Origin of the sequence: Enterobacter cloacae complex sp. P24RS (assembly GCF_014982165.1) — a bacterium.
Classification (GTDB): domain Bacteria; phylum Pseudomonadota; class Gammaproteobacteria; order Enterobacterales; family Enterobacteriaceae; genus Enterobacter; species Enterobacter quasihormaechei.
Map to the genome: position 1 here is coordinate 63773 of NZ_JADCKU010000006.1, position 15568 is coordinate 79340.

Consider the following 15568-nt stretch of genomic DNA (forward strand, 5'->3'; position numbering starts at 1 on the left):
ACTTGTACCGTAACTTGTACAGGAGGAGATATGCAGGTTGTGACGTTTACCGAAGCACGAAGCCGACTCAAAGATGTGTTGGACGACGTGAATGACAACGTGGAGACCACCATCATCAGCCGCCGAAACGGGGGGGATGCGGTGGTGATGTCTTTACAGCACTACAACTCGATGATGGAAACCATCCATCTGATGAGTTCGCCTGCCAACGCCAGTCGACTGATGGAGTCAATCGCACAGGTCAACACCGGAAAAACCACGCAGAGGGATTTGATAGATGACCAGGCTACTGATTTGGACTGATAACGGTTGGGATGATTGCCTGTGGTGGCAGGAGCAGGATAAGAAAACGCTTCGCAGAATCAATAAATTGATTGAAGATGCGAAGCGTCAACCCTTCGATGGCCTGGGTAAGCCGGAACCGCTTAAAGGTAACCTTTCCGGATACTGGTCCCGCCGAATCAATGATACTGACCGTCTGGTTTACGGGGTGTCGGATAGTGCTCTCACTATTTTAATGTGCCGCTATCATTATTCTTCGTAGATCACGCCGATGCCTTCACCCGTCTTCTCGAATCCATCGAAATCAGCACCACCGACGACACAATCAACAGCGTCCCCAGCCAGTCCGGCAGGGTGAACGCCACGCCCAGCAACACCACCGACAGCAGCGCGCTGCTCAGCGGCTCGGCGCAGCTCAGAATGCTCGCCTTCGGCCCGCCGATCATCTGCGCGCCCTTCAGATACAGGCTGAACGTCAGCGCCGTGCCGATCACCACCAGGTAGAAAAACGCCAGTAGCAGGCCGCCGTCGATGGCGAAGGTTGTTCCGCGTCCGGCGTAGAACGGCGTCAGCATCAGTCCCGCAATCAACATACTCCAGCCGACAATGGGCAGCGTGCCGTAGCGGGCGATCAGCGTCGACGGATAGGTGGTGTAAAACGCGGCGGCAAACGCCGAGGCGATGCCGAAGAACAGCGCGGCAGGGGAAATGGAGAGCGAGGTCGGGTCGCCGTGGGTCACCAGCAGGAAGGTGCCCACAAGCGACGTGAAAATCGCGGACAGGACAAACACGCCGGGACGCGTTTTCCGCGCCAGGGCGAACCACGCCACGATAATGGTCGGCGACAGGAACTGGAGCACGGTCGCCGTAGCAGCGTTGGATTTTTCAATCGTCAGCAGGAAGGTAAGCTGCACGGTAAGCGCGCCGACCAGCGAGAAAAACAGCAGGCTGAGGGCGTCCTTGTGGTTTTTGATGACCGAGAAAATTTTGTCGCCGTGAACGAAGGAGAGCGTCAGCAGGATCACGCCGGTAAACAGCAGGCGAACCATGGTCAGGTAAGGCGAAGAAATGTGGCTTTTCTCCATGATGTACTGCGCACAAACGCCGGAACTGCCCCATAAAACGGCGGCAATCAGGACGTTCAGCATCCCTTTGCGTGTGGAACCCATGTTCTCCCCTGTTATGTTGGTTTTTTTGTAGCATAACATGGGATCTTGCCGGATGGCGCTACGCTTATCCGGCCTACAAAACCTTGTAGGCCCGTGCAAGCGCAGCGCCGCCGGGCGAAACAAACGGCACTGTATTAGAACCACGCCTCCCACATTGCGCCGACGTTGAAGTCGTCGAGCGTCTCGTCTTTGGTATTGTTTACGCGCGCGGTGCGTTCGTTATCCACCTTGCCGCCGGTTACGTAGAAGCGCAGCATCGGACGGAACTCCGGCCCCATGGCGATAGACATGTTCTGCGACAGGGTCAGCTTCCAGCCCTTGTTGTCGCCGCCGTTGTCGTAGTCAACGTGCTGCCAGCCCGCTTCCAGCCAGGTGGAGTGAACGTCGTTCCACCAGTGCATCGGGCGCACGATGGCGTTGTAGTTCTTGCGGTTGTCGGCGTCATCGCGGCTGTTGTCATAGTCGTGGAAGGCGAGGATGTACTCCACCTGCGTGGCCTGGGTGAATTTATACAGCCCTTCGAAGCTGGCGTAGACCGTGGTCAGGTCTTCGGTTTTGTTGAACACGCTGTTGTCCGCGTTATCGGAGTAGCGGGCGATCACCTTGTTCACGCCGCTGTCGTTGGTGTGGCTCAGCACCACGCCGCCCTGCCAGGCGTTCAGGCGTTCGTCGCTCTCAACGGCTTTAGAGTCGAAGCCGTAGTTGGCGTACAGCTCCATGTCGATCGGGCCGAGCTTCATGCCGTGAATTTTGGAGGTCGCGGCGTAGTTGCCCTTATCGCCCGTGCCGGAACCGCCGGTACAGGTGATGCGCGACGGGTTCGCTTCGTCTTCCATCACCTCCGGGCTACAGGATTCGACCGCCGCCACGGCAGCCACGTCAAACTGCACGCCGCCAATGTCGAAGTTCTTCACCCCGGCGCCCTGGCCGTCGTGGTTCATCCAGAAGTAATCGTTAATGCCCTGCTGCGGACGCTGGTGGAAGTCACGCCCGGCCCAGAAGTAGGCGTTCGGGTTGGAGGCCATAATGTTGGTCACGCCCGCGTAGGCTTTCTTCAGGTTAACTTCGTCGCCCCAGTGGTCGATCATCACGTTGATGTCCCAGATGGCGCCGTTGTCCCCTTTGAAGGCCTTGGAGAGCTGGAATTCACCGCCGTTGCCTTCGTTACCCAGACGACCAATCGCGGACGCGCCGTTGTAGGAGCCGTCCACCGCCACGTATTTCTGATCGGCGGCCTGGAAGTGCGCGCCGTAGCGGGCGTAGCCGGTAAATTTCACCCCGAACGGGATCGCCATATCTGGAGACTGCGCCGCGCTCTGCGGCTCGGTAATGACGTCCGCTTTTTTCGCGACCGCCGCATCCATTTTGGCCTGACGCTCGGCCAGGGCTTTATCCACCGCTTTGGCCACAATGGCGTCGATTTGCTCCTGGGTAAATTCTTGTGCGAGGACGGAAATTGGGCACAGCGCGGCGATAACCGCCATGGTTAATGGAAGTTTTTTAATCGTATTCATGGTTATCTCAATATAGTTTAATTTTATTCAGACAATAACCATCCCGCTCCGATCTGACAGAGTATGTCGCTATCATCAGAACAAGTGGATCTCTATTTAGGGTACAGAGGTATTACAGTAATTAATTCGCCATAGACTATCTCTGATATAAATGAATAATTTCTTCAGATAATTCACGCGCCAGCAGGGAATTCATTAAATGATCCTGGGCGTGCACCATAATTAACGTCATCGGCTGGCGGGCTTCGCCCGCATCCTGCTCGATCAGTTTGGTCTGCATCTTGTGCGCCTGGCGCGCGTAGCCGTCGGCTTCGCGCAGCAGGCTTTTGGCTTCATCAAGGTTCCCCTGGCGCGCCGCGTGCAGCGCTTCAAAGCACAGGCTGCGGGACTGCCCGGCGTTGACGATAATTTCCATTACGGCTTCTTCTAGTGCGATCATCATTATTACTCTTTTTCAAAACTATTATTTAAGGCAGTGGCGGCAAACCACTCGCCGCTTTTCTTCATAGTGCGCTGCTGCGTCTCTAAATCGAGCTGTATAAAACCGTAGCGGTTTTTATACGCATTACACCACGACCAGTTATCAATAAACGTCCACATATGGTAGCCAAGGCAATTGCACTCTTCGCTAATCCCTTTATGCAGCCACGATAAATGCTCTGAAATAAACTCGATGCGGTATTGATCGTTAATCTGACCATTTTCTATAAAGCGCTGTTCATTTTCGACGCCCATGCCGTTTTCCGAAATAAAGCAGCGAGGGTTACCGTAATTGTCGCGCAGGTTGACCAGAATATCGTAAATCCCCGGCGCGTAGATTTCCCAGCCGCGGTGCGGGTTCATCTTGCGGCCCGGCATCTCGTAGCTATCAAAGAACCACTCCGGCATAAACGGCGCCTGCGGGTTCACCGCGCTGTCGCGACACTTCACGCGACGTGGCTGATAGTAGTTCACGCCGAGCAGGTCGATTTTTCCTTCCGCAATCAGCGCGCTGTCTTCCGGCTTGCAGGCAGGCAGCTGGTCGTACGCCTTCAGCAGCGCCACCAGGTCCGCCGGATATTCCCCGCGCAGGACCGGGTCAAGGAAGCTGCGGTTAAACATCAGGTCTGCAATGTGCGCGGCCTTCACGTCCGCCGGGTTCTGCGAACGCGGGTAGGACGGCGTCAGGTTCAGTACGATGCCGATCTCCCCCGCGTAATGACCGGCGCGGTAGGCCTGAACCGCCTTCGCGTGGGCCAGCACGGTGTGATACGCCACGGTGGCCGCCCGACGAAAATCCACCACGTTCGGGTAGTGGAAGTCGTACAGATAACCGCCCTCAACCGGCACAATCGGCTCGTTGAAGGTAAACCAGTGCAGCACGCGATCGCCAAATAGCTCGAAGCAAATCTGCGCATAGCGGGCGTAAGCGTCCACCACGTCACGGTTTTCCCAGCCGCCGATCTCCTGCATCGCCATCGGCATGTCGAAATGGAACAGGGTCATAAACGGCGTGATGCCCTGTTCATTCAGCTCATTAATGACCTGATTGTAAAAATCGACCGCTTCCGGGTTCACTTCACCGATACCGTCGGGGATCAGGCGCGCCCAGCTAATCGAGGTGCGAAAGCTGTTGTGGTTCAGCTGTTTTAACAGCTGAATATCCGTTTTCCAGTGCTGATAAAACGTGGAGGTTTGCTGCGGCCCCACGCCGTTGTGAAAACGGTTCGGCTCGCGGGCAAACCAGTAATCCCACGTGGTTTCCCCCACTCTTGCCCCTTCGGTCTGGAGAGCGGAGCTGGCGCTGCCCCACCAGAAGTTATCGGGAAATGCGTATTTCATGACTCTTCCTCTTTGACTTAATTGCTTGTGGCTTCAGCGGCACCCACGGTTGCAGCCTGCGCTTTCTGCTCTTCGTTTTTGATGAGCGTACGCTCGTAGGCGCGCAGGAACGGCAGGTACATCAGCGCCGACATCACCATGCAGACGAGGCACATCACCACCGGGCTGAGCGCCCAGTTCGCCGCCCACGAGGCGCCAATCGGCGCGGGGGTGGTCCACGGGGTTAATGACACCACCTGCGCCAGCCAGCCGAGCTTCGTCGCGCCGTACGCCAGGCAGGCGTTGACCAGCGGAACAAACACAAACGGGATAAACAGCATCGGGTTCATGATGATCGGCGCGCCGAACAGAATCGGTTCGTTGATGTTAAAGAAGCTTGGCACAACGCCCATTTTGCCGATGGTGCGCAGGTGCGTAACGCGGCTGCGCAGCAGCAGGAACGCCAGCGGTAGGGTTGAGCCTACGCCGCCAATCAGCAGGTAGTGGTCCCAGAAGCCTTGCAGATAAACGTGCGGCAGCGCTGCGCCCGCCGCCAGTGCCGCCTGGTTTGCCGAGAGGTTCGCCATCCAGAACGGGTTCATGATGCCGGTGACAATCAGCGACCCGTGAATACCGGCAAACCAGAAGATCTGGCACAGCAGCACGGAGAGCAGAATGGCGGGCAGGGAGTCAGACGCCGAGACCAGCGGCTCCAGCAGGTGCATGATCGCCTGCGGGATAATCATGCCGGTCTGCGCTTCAATGAACAGGTTCAGCGGGTGCAGCGTCCCGATCACCACCATCACCGGGATCAGGATCTCAAACGAACGTGCCACGCCGGTTGGCACTTCCTTCGGCAGGCGGATGGTGACGTTGTTCTGCTTCAGCCACGCATAGACGCGGGTAGAGTAAATCGCAGTGATCAGCGCGGTGAAAATGCCCTGACCAGAGAGGTACTGCGTGGAGATCTTCCCGTCGGCATACGGCGCGGCGACCAGCAGGAAAGCCATAAAGGCCAGCAGACCGGACATCACCGGGTCGAGGTTAAACTGACGTCCCAGGCTCGCGCCAATCCCCACCGAGATAAAGAACGTCATCACCCCCATGCTGAGGTTAAACGGCAGCATCAGCTGTTCGCGGTAGGTCTCGGAAAAGTCCAGCCAGCCGCGGGCGAAGCTGTTGGTGGTATCCGCCGAAAACGGCGGGAAGATAAACACCAGCATAAACGAGCCGATGATCATGAACGGCAGCGCGGCGGTAAAGCCGTCGCGGATGGCAATCACATACTTTTGCTGACCCAGCTTCGCGGCCAGCGGGGTAATTGATTGCTCAATGACCGCGACCATAGATTGATATAACGAACTCATGTGAACACCTTTTAGTGTGCCGCTTCGATGAGCGACAGAGCATAGTCCAGTACTTTATCGCCACGCTGCATGCCATAGTCCATCATGTCGATGGGCTGCACCGGAATGCCTTGCGTCGCTGCCTTGTCTGAAAGCGTCTTTAACATGTATTTCACTTGCGGTCCGAGAAGTACCACCTGATAGTGCGGAAACTGCGTATCAAATTCGGATACGCCGTACGCATCTATCTTCACGGGCAAGCCCCGTTCTTTTGCAACATCGACCATTTTGCTGACCAGCAGGCTGGTGGACATCCCGGCAGAGCAGCACAGCATAATCTTGAACATCGACAACCATCCTCAAAATGTAAAAAGTTATTGCGAGGATGATTGGACATGATACGGAAACCGGTTTCCATTTATAAAAGACAGAAGTGTGACAACCATCAATATCCCCTGCTTATGGGGCTTATTAACTGGATGTGGGTCACATAATTTGGCTGTTTTGACATCAATTTGAGTGGAAACGGAAAATCGGTTTCCATGGAAAACGGAAACGGATATACTCCGTTCTGGCTATAATGTGAGCCGTAGCGGTGATGGAAATTACAGGCGCCAGTTGCGTCTGACAGGGGAGAAAGATGTCTACAATCAACGATGTATCACGTCTGGCCGGGGTGTCCAAAGCCACGGTATCACGGGTGTTGAGCGGGTCGCGTGGCGTTAAGGAAGCCAGCCGTCAGGCTGTGCTGAAAGCGGTGGATGAGCTGAACTATCGTCCTAACGTGATTGCCCAGTCGCTGCTCAGCCAGTCGACGGGCTGCATTGGGGTGATTTGCGCGCAGGAGAACATTAACCAGACCACCGGTTACCTTTACGCGCTGGAAAAGCACCTCAGCCAGCATCAGAAACACCTGCTGCTGCGTTTCGCGCACACCAAAACAGAAGTGATGAACGCCCTTGAAGAACTCTCCTGCGGCTTATGTGATGACATTCTGGTGATTGGCGCGCGTTTCCCGCTGGATGTCGACATGGACAACGTGATTCTGGTCGACTGCATGGAGGCCGATAACGCCAACAGCATTCAGTTCGATCACGCGTTCGCGGCTGAAACGGCGTGTAACTACCTCACCAGCCAGGGGCGCCGCCAGATTGCCCTGATCCATCCGCACGGCAGCGGATTCGCTGACCAGGTGCTGCTGGGCTACAAGCACGCGCTGGAGAAAAACTTTCTGCCCTTTAATCGCAACCTCGTGTTTATGGACGCGACCTCGTCGTCCGTTGCACTTCAGGAATTACTCAACAACGCGTCCACGCTGAACTTCAACGCGCTGCTGGTGGCAGACGAGCAGGAAGCCCAGCGGGTGATCCCGCAGCTTCAGGCGTTTAATAAATCGGTACCGGAAGACATCATGGTCTTTAGCCTGGCCGGTTCGCTGCATCTGCCGGGTATCCCGGTGATCCCGGCTATTGAGTATTCCATGGACGCCATGGCGGCGCGCATCGTGACCTGGCTGAATGAAAAAACGCAGATGCTGGGGTCGTACGTGCTGCGTGGGGATTTAATTATTCCGGATGTGCGCAAGCGTTAGAGATGTTTTCCAGGCCGGGTAAGCGTAGCGTCACCCGGCGCTTAACCCTCAGTAATCTTCCATACAATCTACCTGACTCACCGCATCCCAACAGGCGCCCAGGTGCGCTGATTTCATCTTGACCTCCGGTAAAGCCACGGCTTTTTCCTGAAATATAGGGCGGCTTTCAGCGTCATGACCCCAGCCGAAAGTATGAATTTTCCCTGCTATGCATCTGTGCGATAGTGAAACAGCACAAAAAATAAGGAGAACGCTATGCATCTGACCACGACAGAGAACGTCACGGCTGAAGAAAAAGAAGAATTATTAACGGGGCTAAGAGCCTATAACGCGCAGTATTTAGATCTTGCGACGTTTAGCGGCGATATTGGCGTATATGTGCGAGACGACAACGGCGTCATGCTGGGCGGATTAATCGGCGTACGTAAAGGCGACTGGCTGAACATCGACTTTCTGTGGGTTAGCGACAGCGTGCGCGGAACGGGCGTTGGCAGCCAGCTCATCAAAACGGCCGAAGAAGAGGCCCGCCGCAAAGGCTGTCGTCACGCGCTGGTGGATACGGTCAGCTTCCAGGCGCGTCCGTTCTATGAAAAGCAGGGTTATCAGGTGCAGATGTCCTTGCAGGATTACCCTTATCAGGGAATGCAGAGACACTATCTGACCAAACATCTTTAACCGCCGATCCCGTTGCCGATCACGGCTAACACGTGGCGCACAACTTTCTCCGGCGAGAGGGCGCTAAGCCTCTCGTCGTTGCGCATGCGTGAGAACGGCACCAGCACCAGGCTCAGCAGCGACGTGAACAGCAGTTCGGGGGCCAGGGCCGGATTCAGCTTTCCTTCCTGCTGCCAGCCTTTAATGGTTGCCAGCGTGGTCTGATATTTCTCATCGCCAAAACGTTCCTGCAAATGCGTACGCAGTACCGGCATCTCGCCAATCACCTCCTGCATCCACAACGGTGCAAACCAGTGGTGCTCTTCCGCCAGTTCGGCCAGCACCTTAACCATTTTCGTAAGGGCATTGACCGGAGACTCCCGGTTGTCGGCGAAAATGGTCCCGATCCGCTCGCGTAACGGCAGAAAGCGCTCCTCGATCATCGCATCCAGCAGCTGCTCTCTGGAGTTGAAGTAATAGTGCAGCATGGCGGGCGTCACGCCAGCTTCGCGGGCGATGGCGTTCAGCGAGGTATTGGCAATCCCCTGGCGGGAAAAGAGGTTCAGGGCGATATCCAGCAGCTGCTCGCGGCTGGCGGTAACGCGTTTGCCGCCGCGCGGACGACCGGGACGGCGGGGTTCAGAATTGTCTTTTAGTGCTGGCACGGTCGCGCTGTCTCTTGATCTTATCCATAACTTACCTGAATATTAATTATTCGATTAATTAATTTCAAGCGATTCTCTTATGGAGTCTGACGTCATGACTCAACCTGCGAAAAACGCGCCGTCGATCAAGCTGCTGTTCAGCGCACTTCTGCTGGTGATGCTGCTCTCGGCGCTGGACCAGACCATTGTCTCCACCGCGTTGCCGACCATCGTCGGCGAGCTGGGCGGGCTGGATAAGCTCTCCTGGGTGGTGACGGCCTATATCCTCAGTTCGACCATCGTGGTACCGCTGTACGGCAAATTCGGCGATCTGTTTGGGCGTAAAATCGTCCTGCAAATCGCGATTGTGCTTTTCCTTGTGGGGTCGGCACTGTGCGGTCTGGCGCAGAACATGACCCAGCTGGTGCTGATGCGCGCCCTGCAAGGGCTGGGGGGCGGCGGTCTGATGGTGATCAGCATGGCGGCCGTGGCGGATGTGATCCCGCCTGCCGAGCGTGGTCGCTATCAGGGGCTGTTTGGCGGCGTGTTTGGCCTGGCGACGGTGATAGGCCCGCTTATCGGCGGGTTTCTCGTTCAGCACGCCTCCTGGCGCTGGATTTTCTACATCAACCTGCCGCTGGGGCTGTTTGCGCTGCTCGTTATTGGCGCGGTCTTCCACGGCAGCGCGCGGCGCAGCAAGCACGAGATTGATTACCTGGGGGCGATTTACCTCAGCATGGCGTTGTTGTGCATCATTCTGTTTACCACCGAAGGGGGGACGCTTCGCCAGTGGAGCGACCCGCAGCTGTGGTGCATTCTGGCCTTTGGCCTGACGGGGATCGCCGGGTTTATTTACGAAGAGCGGCTGGCGTGGGAGCCGATTATCCCGCTGTCGCTGTTCCGCGACCGCAGCTTTCTGCTCTGTAGCCTGATCGGTTTTATTATCGGCATGTCGCTGTTTGGCTCCGTCACTTTCCTGCCGCTCTATTTACAGGTGGTAAAAGATGCCACGCCGACGCAGGCCGGTTTGCAGCTGATCCCCCTGATGGGCGGGCTGTTGCTCACCTCAATCATCAGCGGGCGCATCATCAGCCGCACCGGGAAATACCGCCTGTTTCCGATCCTCGGCACGCTGCTCGGCGTGGTGGGGATGGCCTTACTGACGCGCATTTCAGTCACGTCCCCCACCTGGCAGCTGTATCTGTTTACCAGCGTGCTCGGCATGGGGCTTGGGCTGGTGATGCAGGTGCTGGTGCTGGCGGTGCAGAACAGCGTGTCTGCCGATCAATACGGCGTAGCGACCTCTGGGGTGACGCTGTTCCGCTCCATCGGCGGGGCTATTGGCGTTGCGCTGTTTGGCGCGGTGTTCACCCATATTCTGCAATCAGGCCTGACAGAAAGACTGCCGGAAGGGGCTGAACTGCCGCGTGAACTCAATCCCGTTGCCATTCACCATTTGCCTGATGCCCTGCGTCTGGACTATCTGGATGCGTTCGGCTCGGCTATCCATGCGGTGTTTATGCTTGCGGCAGGGATTATGGTGCTGGCGTTTGTGCTGTCGTGGTTTTTGCGCGAAGCGCCGCTGCGTCGGCAGGCGTGAGGTTAGCGGTTCTGTTATTTATTGCGAGTCGCTTTCTGAATTTTAAATGTCTCTCTTGTCGCTTTCCGGGGCGCGAGCGCATGCTGTGGGCTGGTCAATAAACCGACAGAGGTTGCCATGGAGCGCACAGCGAAACTATTCAAAAAAGGACGACACCAGGCCGTGGTCTTGCCTGAGGAATTTGCGTTTGAAACGGAGAGTGTTTATATCCGCCGGGATGAGGAGGGGAATGTGGTTTTGACCCCGAAGGCTGAGCAGGTGAAAACCTGGGATAATTTTTTCCGGTTGTTGGAAAACACGAATGTACCCGATTCATTTTTAAGTAAGGAGGAGAGAAATCAGAGTCACGTAGGCCGGGTAAGCGCAGCGCCACCCGGCAACAGGCCGCATATAACCTATCCGTCTTACTGATGCCTTTTCGTTTTTTAGCCTGCCGTCTCGTTGTCGATATAGTCTTCAAAACCACTGTCGAAAGGAACTGTCTCGTGAAATTTCAGTTGAGTGCTCTGGTGCTCGCGGGCCTGCTGCTGGCGGGTTGCGATCAAGGCGGCAATGATGCCAAACACATTAAAGTCGGCGTGATTAATGGCGCTGAGCAGGACGTGGCGGAAGTCGCCAAAAAGGTGGCAAAGGAGAAATACGGTCTGGACGTGGAGCTGGTGGGCTTTAGCGGCTCGCTGCTACCCAACGATGCCACCAACCAGGGCGAGCTGGATGCTAACTTTTTCCAGCACCGCCCGTTTCTCGCGGAAGATAACAAGGCGCACAATTACACGCTGGTCGCCGTCGCCAATACCTTTGTCTTTCCGATGGCGGGCTACTCCCGAAAGATAAAATCAGTTGCTGAGCTGAAGGACGGCGCCACCATTGCGATTCCAAACGATCCGACCAACCTGGGTCGCGCGCTGTTGCTGCTGCAAAAAGAGAAGCTGATTACTCTTAAGCCGGATGTTGGCCTGCTGCCGACGGCACTGGATATTACCGCGAATCCCAAACACGTACAGATTATGGAGCTGGAAGGGGCGCAGCTGCCGCGTGTGCTGGACGATCCGAAAGTCGATGTGGCCATCATCAGTACCACTTATCTTCAGCAAACGGGGCTGTCGCCGGTGCATGACAGCGTCTTTATTGAGGACAAAAACTCGCCTTACGTGAATATAGTGGTCACGCGTGAAGACAACAAAGACGCCGAAAACGTGAAGGAATTTATCCAGTCCTATCAGTCGCCGGAAGTGGCGAAAGCGGCAGAGAGCCTTTTTAACGGTGGCGCGGTGCCGGGCTGGTAGGCCACGGTAAGCTGGCCCTCATAGCGTAACGCGGGCATCGGTGCGGCTTTCGGGCCACAGAAAACCCTGACCAGACTGTGCGCCGGACGCGCGGGCCCGCTCCAGATCCCGCGAATTCTCGATGCCTTCGATAAGAATTGATTGCGCGATGCCTGCCCTGACCTCCTGTACAAACGGGGCAAGCGGCGCGCGCTCCCGCAGCGCTGAGCGATCGATTTTTACCCCGTCCAGCGGCAGCGCAAGCCGCGCATACGCCTCAGCCAGCTCCCGGGTTAAATCGTCCAGCCAGATTTGCCATCCCGCCTCTTTAAGCCGAACAAGCGTGGTATGAAGACGGCCTTGCTCAGCATCACTCAGCCGCGTAATGGTGAGGGGATCCTGAATTTCAATCGTTAGACGGTGCTGATGGCGCAACGCCAGCAACAGCCGGATAGCGTGTTCATTAAGAAGGTGTTCTGCGGGAAGGTTTAGCCAGTAAGCGTCCCGGGCAGGTATCTGTAAAAGGGTGTTTGCCTGCCAGAAGAAGATTTGCAGCGCGCTGCGCGAAGGCAGAGAGGCAAACAATATCTCCAGATTGACGTTATGGATCTCCACGAGAACTTCATGCGCGAAAACCTGGCCCGAATGAAGATCGACAAGCGGCTGAAATCGCAGCCCTGAGATACGTTGCAGCAGGGGAGAGGGAAGAACGGTATACATGCTACAGCCTTAAGAAAATGAAAAAGGTTCCCGCGGACACGGGAACAAAAGGCAAACGACACACGGTCAAATTCTTAATTCAGGATCCAGCGAATGCTCTGGTAAAACGAGGGGCCACGCACGGCTTTCAGCTTGTTCATGGCGTTGTTTTTATAGAAATACACCAGCCTGACGTTACACCCCAGCTGGCGGGCGATTTGCTTGGTTTTGAGGTTACAGGAATAGCCGCGCAGTACGCTGGCCTCCTCGCTGGACAGCCTTGCCGGGGTGCGTAAGCGGGTGGTCATGCCCACGTTGTAACGGCCAGATCCTTGCGGCGTCTGGCTCATCAGTATTTGCCACAGCGCTTTGATATCCCCCAGTGAGACTCTTTTACTGATTACCCCATCAACATGTTTGAATTTCAAATAGCCTGCGGATAACGAATAGATATAGATCTTCGCCGTCACTTGCTTCTGTTTAATACAAAGGATGTCGTCATTTGTTGTCACCCGGAAATGACGCGTATTCAATGGATCATAAATGATGATATCAAAGAGTTGTTCACTCTTAGCGAGTTCTTCGATATGTGTAAATCCATGGAAAATAACATCCTGTTTTTCGTCAGGCTCACGCTTTCCAAGCGATTGCAGGCCAATCATCGTGAATTCGCAGCTGTCAACAACGGCAACGTGAATTGTTTTTTTATTTTGCATTGGCATTCTCCTTTCGCTGAGTAAACAGTCCATATAAGAGATACTGGTGGACTCGCACTCTCTTATTTCACAAAGAATAGCGAACACTTTTTTCAAATAACGCGATGCGATGACATCAATGTAAGCCAATACAATCTGTCGAGTAAAGCTGCTGCCAATTATTAGCGGAAGATAAAATTGAAAAATGGTTTTAATGATAAATGCAATCTTTTTAATCTTCTAATAATATTCATGCCAGATTTTTATTCTGCAAAAGCGTGGATAATAAGCTTTTGGCGGTTGTTTAATGGGGTTTATGCCCCGTTTTTTCAGTGGCTTACTGGTGTTTATGTCAGAAAGGTTACGATCGTTTCAGGATTATCTACAGACCTTTGTCTGCGAGAGAAAAGCGTTTACAGAATAAAATAGAATTTTTTCTATAAATTTAATGTCCTTGTTCAGAATTTTAAGTCTGAGTAGGATAAAATCCTGGCGCGAAGAGGTTGTGAGTGGTGAATACATAAACTATTATCATTTTCCTCCGGTCACGAGAATTTAGAAAAGATATGGATAATACTGAGCGTGTCGTAAGGGTAATGGTGTTTTACAAAATAAATATATTTAAAGAGATAATATGCCGGGCACTCCAGGACCTTTTACCCGATTACGTACTGAAGATTACTCAGGTCGATTCCACAGAACAGGTTCTGGCGGCGGTGGCGGATAATGATGTGGATGTTTTCTTCACTGAATTTAATTATCTACTAAATCATAAAGAGTGGAGTGCAGAGATCAGCAGCCGTTTCACATCTTTATGTAAATCACATCACGTCAGCCGTGTGCTTCTGGTACCCGAACTGCCGTACGGGCTGTTAAAAAAAGTTCTGGAGATGAAATTTGAATTAACCATCAGCCAGCAGGATGAATTAACTGAACTGAAAAAAGAATTACCCGCGTTGCTCATGACGGATGAACAAAAACCGTTGCTCTCTTCGTGGCTCAGGCGGGTAGTGCGTTCAGGTTCCCGATCGCGATCTATCCTGTCGGCCAGAGAGTGGGAGGTGCTTCATCTTATCGTGGAAGGATTTTCAACGACCGAGATTGCCCGTCATCGAAACCGCTCGGTAAGCACCATTGCCACGCAGAAACACAATGCGATGAAAAAGCTGAATCTTTCCAACCATAGCGAACTGATTAAGTATGTGCAAATGGTTGGAAAGATGGAGGAATAGTTCACATCAGGGATAGATAATATTCAGCGTAGCCGAGGTATTGATCTTGCCCTGGCTTAACCGGGCGGGTGCCCACACGTAATAGTACGCGGCCATAGGAACGGTGAAATGGTCGTTCAGCGCCGCGCCAGCCGCCACACTGAAAATCATCGTGGCGTTGCCGCGGCTGGTGGTTGAGGTCGAAAAGGTTACCGGCGTCTGCGGGGCATCGCGCTTTATCAGCCGTAGCCCCACGCCCTGCGCTGCGCTGCTGCTGCCGTCGATCAGCACCGAGCTGTCGGTTGACAGCAGCTGCGTGCTGGAAAGAAACATCTCGATTGTTCGATCGGAATTACCGTTAACCCCGACGTTCTGACAACTCATGTTCAGTGAAAAAGGCGTCAGCCCCGGCTGTGAGGACGCGCTGAGCTGGGGAATGCCGAGCGTCGGAAGCGCCACGGTCAGCCCCGCGTTGTCAAAGGAGCAGGTAGTCAGCTTCGGCGCGTATTTGATGATCATCGGCTGACCAAACATATCGCGGTTGTCGTAAGGCCACTTGAACCCGCTGAATAACCACTGGGCGATTTTGATGACCTGATTGATTGGCCAGAGGATGATTTCCAAAAACGACAATCCGCTCATGTCGCTGACGAACAGAACGTCGCTCATGTTCGCCGTATCACCCGTCAGCGTGGTGCCGCTCTGGCTAACGAGGGTGAAGCGAACCGTAAACGGCGTGTTCAGTTCAGCCGCCGTATGGTTTCCGCTGGCGGGCAGCGTTTTGTTGGCCGGGGGATTGGTGATCTCCGCCCGCACCATATACTTATTGTTGCTGAACCCGAGGATGGTGGCGTATTTACTGTCGGTCGACAGGATCGGCGTGTATGAAAACTCGCTGTTACCCGTCGTGCAGTTGAACGAGCCGCTGTACTGGGTGGAGAAGCTGCCTGTCCAGGTCGGCGTGGCGGGGCTCAGCTTATCCGATAAATCCACGGTAATGGGCGTGCCATAAACGATGCTGCTGCCGGAGCAGGTGGCATAGCTCATCCCGCTAATGCTGGTGAGGAGCAGGAACATGAATGATCGTAACATAATGAT

General features: G+C 54.6%; 18 protein-coding genes. 8 read left to right on the forward strand and 10 right to left on the reverse strand.

Translation table 11 applies throughout. The features are described 5' to 3' along the window. The first annotated feature begins 30 nt into the window (after nt 1–30). Together INF58_RS08135 and INF58_RS08140 are read left to right on the forward strand one after the other, a co-directional pair. Nucleotides 31–303 (forward strand): type II toxin-antitoxin system Phd/YefM family antitoxin, encoded by a 273-nt coding sequence (locus INF58_RS08135; RefSeq protein ID WP_080329782.1) that lies wholly within the window; start codon nt 31–33, stop codon nt 301–303. Next, on the forward strand, nt 278–544 hold the full coding sequence (locus INF58_RS08140; protein WP_193527478.1) for a Txe/YoeB family addiction module toxin: 267 nt from the start codon (nt 278–280) through the stop codon (nt 542–544). Before INF58_RS08135 ends, INF58_RS08140 begins: the two co-directional genes overlap by 26 nt. A gap of 1 nt (nt 545) precedes the next feature. Here INF58_RS08140 and INF58_RS08145 read toward each other — a convergent pair whose 3' ends face one another. The 6 genes from INF58_RS08145 to INF58_RS08170 all read right to left on the reverse strand — a co-directional run bounded on the left by INF58_RS08145 (nt 546) and on the right by INF58_RS08170 (nt 6458). After that, entirely contained in the window at nt 546–1451 is a 906-nt protein-coding gene (locus tag INF58_RS08145; protein WP_193527479.1) for an EamA family transporter, read from the reverse strand. A 134-nt stretch (nt 1452–1585) separates the two neighbouring features. After that, nucleotides 1586–2965, reverse strand: coding sequence for a carbohydrate porin (locus INF58_RS08150; RefSeq protein WP_063868667.1), 1380 nt, complete (start codon nt 2963–2965; stop codon nt 1586–1588). A gap of 136 nt (nt 2966–3101) precedes the next feature. Then, nucleotides 3102–3404: a PTS lactose/cellobiose transporter subunit IIA gene (locus INF58_RS08155; protein WP_014168006.1), complete on the reverse strand. Its 303-nt coding sequence runs from the start codon at nt 3402–3404 to the stop codon at nt 3102–3104. Nucleotides 3405–3409: 5 nt separating this feature from the next. Beyond that, nucleotides 3410–4786 carry a glycoside hydrolase family 1 protein gene (locus INF58_RS08160; protein ID WP_193527480.1) on the reverse strand — a complete coding sequence of 459 codons (1377 nt, stop codon included), beginning with the start codon at nt 4784–4786 and terminating at the stop codon, nt 3410–3412. A gap of 17 nt (nt 4787–4803) precedes the next feature. Beyond that, nucleotides 4804–6132 carry a PTS cellobiose transporter subunit IIC gene (locus tag INF58_RS08165; protein ID WP_003861036.1) on the reverse strand — a complete coding sequence of 443 codons (1329 nt, stop codon included), beginning with the start codon at nt 6130–6132 and terminating at the stop codon, nt 4804–4806. Nucleotides 6133–6143: 11 nt separating this feature from the next. Then, on the reverse strand, nt 6144–6458 hold the full coding sequence (locus INF58_RS08170) for a PTS sugar transporter subunit IIB (RefSeq protein ID WP_045336018.1): 315 nt from the start codon (nt 6456–6458) through the stop codon (nt 6144–6146). 293 nt (nt 6459–6751) lie between these two features. Here INF58_RS08170 and INF58_RS08175 point away from each other — a divergent pair, with 293 nt between their 5' ends. Continuing rightward, nucleotides 6752–7702, forward strand: a complete 951-nt coding sequence (locus INF58_RS08175) for a LacI family DNA-binding transcriptional regulator (RefSeq protein ID WP_063452081.1) — start codon at nt 6752–6754, stop codon at nt 7700–7702. A 255-nt stretch (nt 7703–7957) separates the two neighbouring features. Further along, a complete protein-coding gene (locus INF58_RS08180; protein ID WP_193527481.1) occupies nt 7958–8377 on the forward strand; it encodes a GNAT family N-acetyltransferase in 420 nt (139 codons plus the stop codon). Here the strand turns inward: INF58_RS08180 and INF58_RS08185 are convergent. Continuing rightward, nucleotides 8374–9021, reverse strand: coding sequence for a TetR/AcrR family transcriptional regulator (locus INF58_RS08185; RefSeq protein WP_193527482.1), 648 nt, complete (start codon nt 9019–9021; stop codon nt 8374–8376). The two genes, INF58_RS08180 and INF58_RS08185, sit on opposite strands and share 4 nt — an antisense overlap. Before the next feature lie 79 nt (nt 9022–9100). Between INF58_RS08185 and INF58_RS08190 the strand changes: the two genes are divergently transcribed. From INF58_RS08190 to nlpA, 3 genes are all read left to right on the forward strand, one after another. Beyond that, nucleotides 9101–10600: an MDR family MFS transporter gene (locus INF58_RS08190; protein WP_193527483.1), complete on the forward strand. Its 1500-nt coding sequence runs from the start codon at nt 9101–9103 to the stop codon at nt 10598–10600. A gap of 117 nt (nt 10601–10717) precedes the next feature. After that, complete coding sequence (locus INF58_RS20930; protein WP_227415045.1) at nt 10718–11011, forward strand: antitoxin; 294 nt, start codon at nt 10718–10720, stop codon at nt 11009–11011. A gap of 74 nt (nt 11012–11085) precedes the next feature. Then, complete coding sequence (nlpA, locus tag INF58_RS08195; protein ID WP_193527484.1) at nt 11086–11886, forward strand: lipoprotein NlpA; 801 nt, start codon at nt 11086–11088, stop codon at nt 11884–11886. Between the two features lie 18 nt (nt 11887–11904). Here nlpA and INF58_RS08200 read toward each other — a convergent pair whose 3' ends face one another. Beyond that, nucleotides 11905–12585, reverse strand: a complete 681-nt coding sequence (locus tag INF58_RS08200; RefSeq protein WP_107534359.1) for an EAL domain-containing protein — start codon at nt 12583–12585, stop codon at nt 11905–11907. A gap of 74 nt (nt 12586–12659) precedes the next feature. Then, complete coding sequence (locus INF58_RS08205) at nt 12660–13280, reverse strand: LuxR C-terminal-related transcriptional regulator (protein ID WP_063868682.1); 621 nt, start codon at nt 13278–13280, stop codon at nt 12660–12662. A 575-nt stretch (nt 13281–13855) separates the two neighbouring features. Here INF58_RS08205 and INF58_RS08210 point away from each other — a divergent pair. After that, on the forward strand, nt 13856–14491 hold the full coding sequence (locus tag INF58_RS08210) for a LuxR C-terminal-related transcriptional regulator (RefSeq protein ID WP_193527538.1): 636 nt from the start codon (nt 13856–13858) through the stop codon (nt 14489–14491). A 6-nt stretch (nt 14492–14497) separates the two neighbouring features. On the opposite strand, the gene INF58_RS08215 is transcribed toward INF58_RS08210, so the two are convergent. Next, complete coding sequence (locus INF58_RS08215) at nt 14498–15562, reverse strand: fimbrial protein (protein ID WP_107534363.1); 1065 nt, start codon at nt 15560–15562, stop codon at nt 14498–14500. Between the last annotated feature and the right edge of the window lie 6 nt (nt 15563–15568).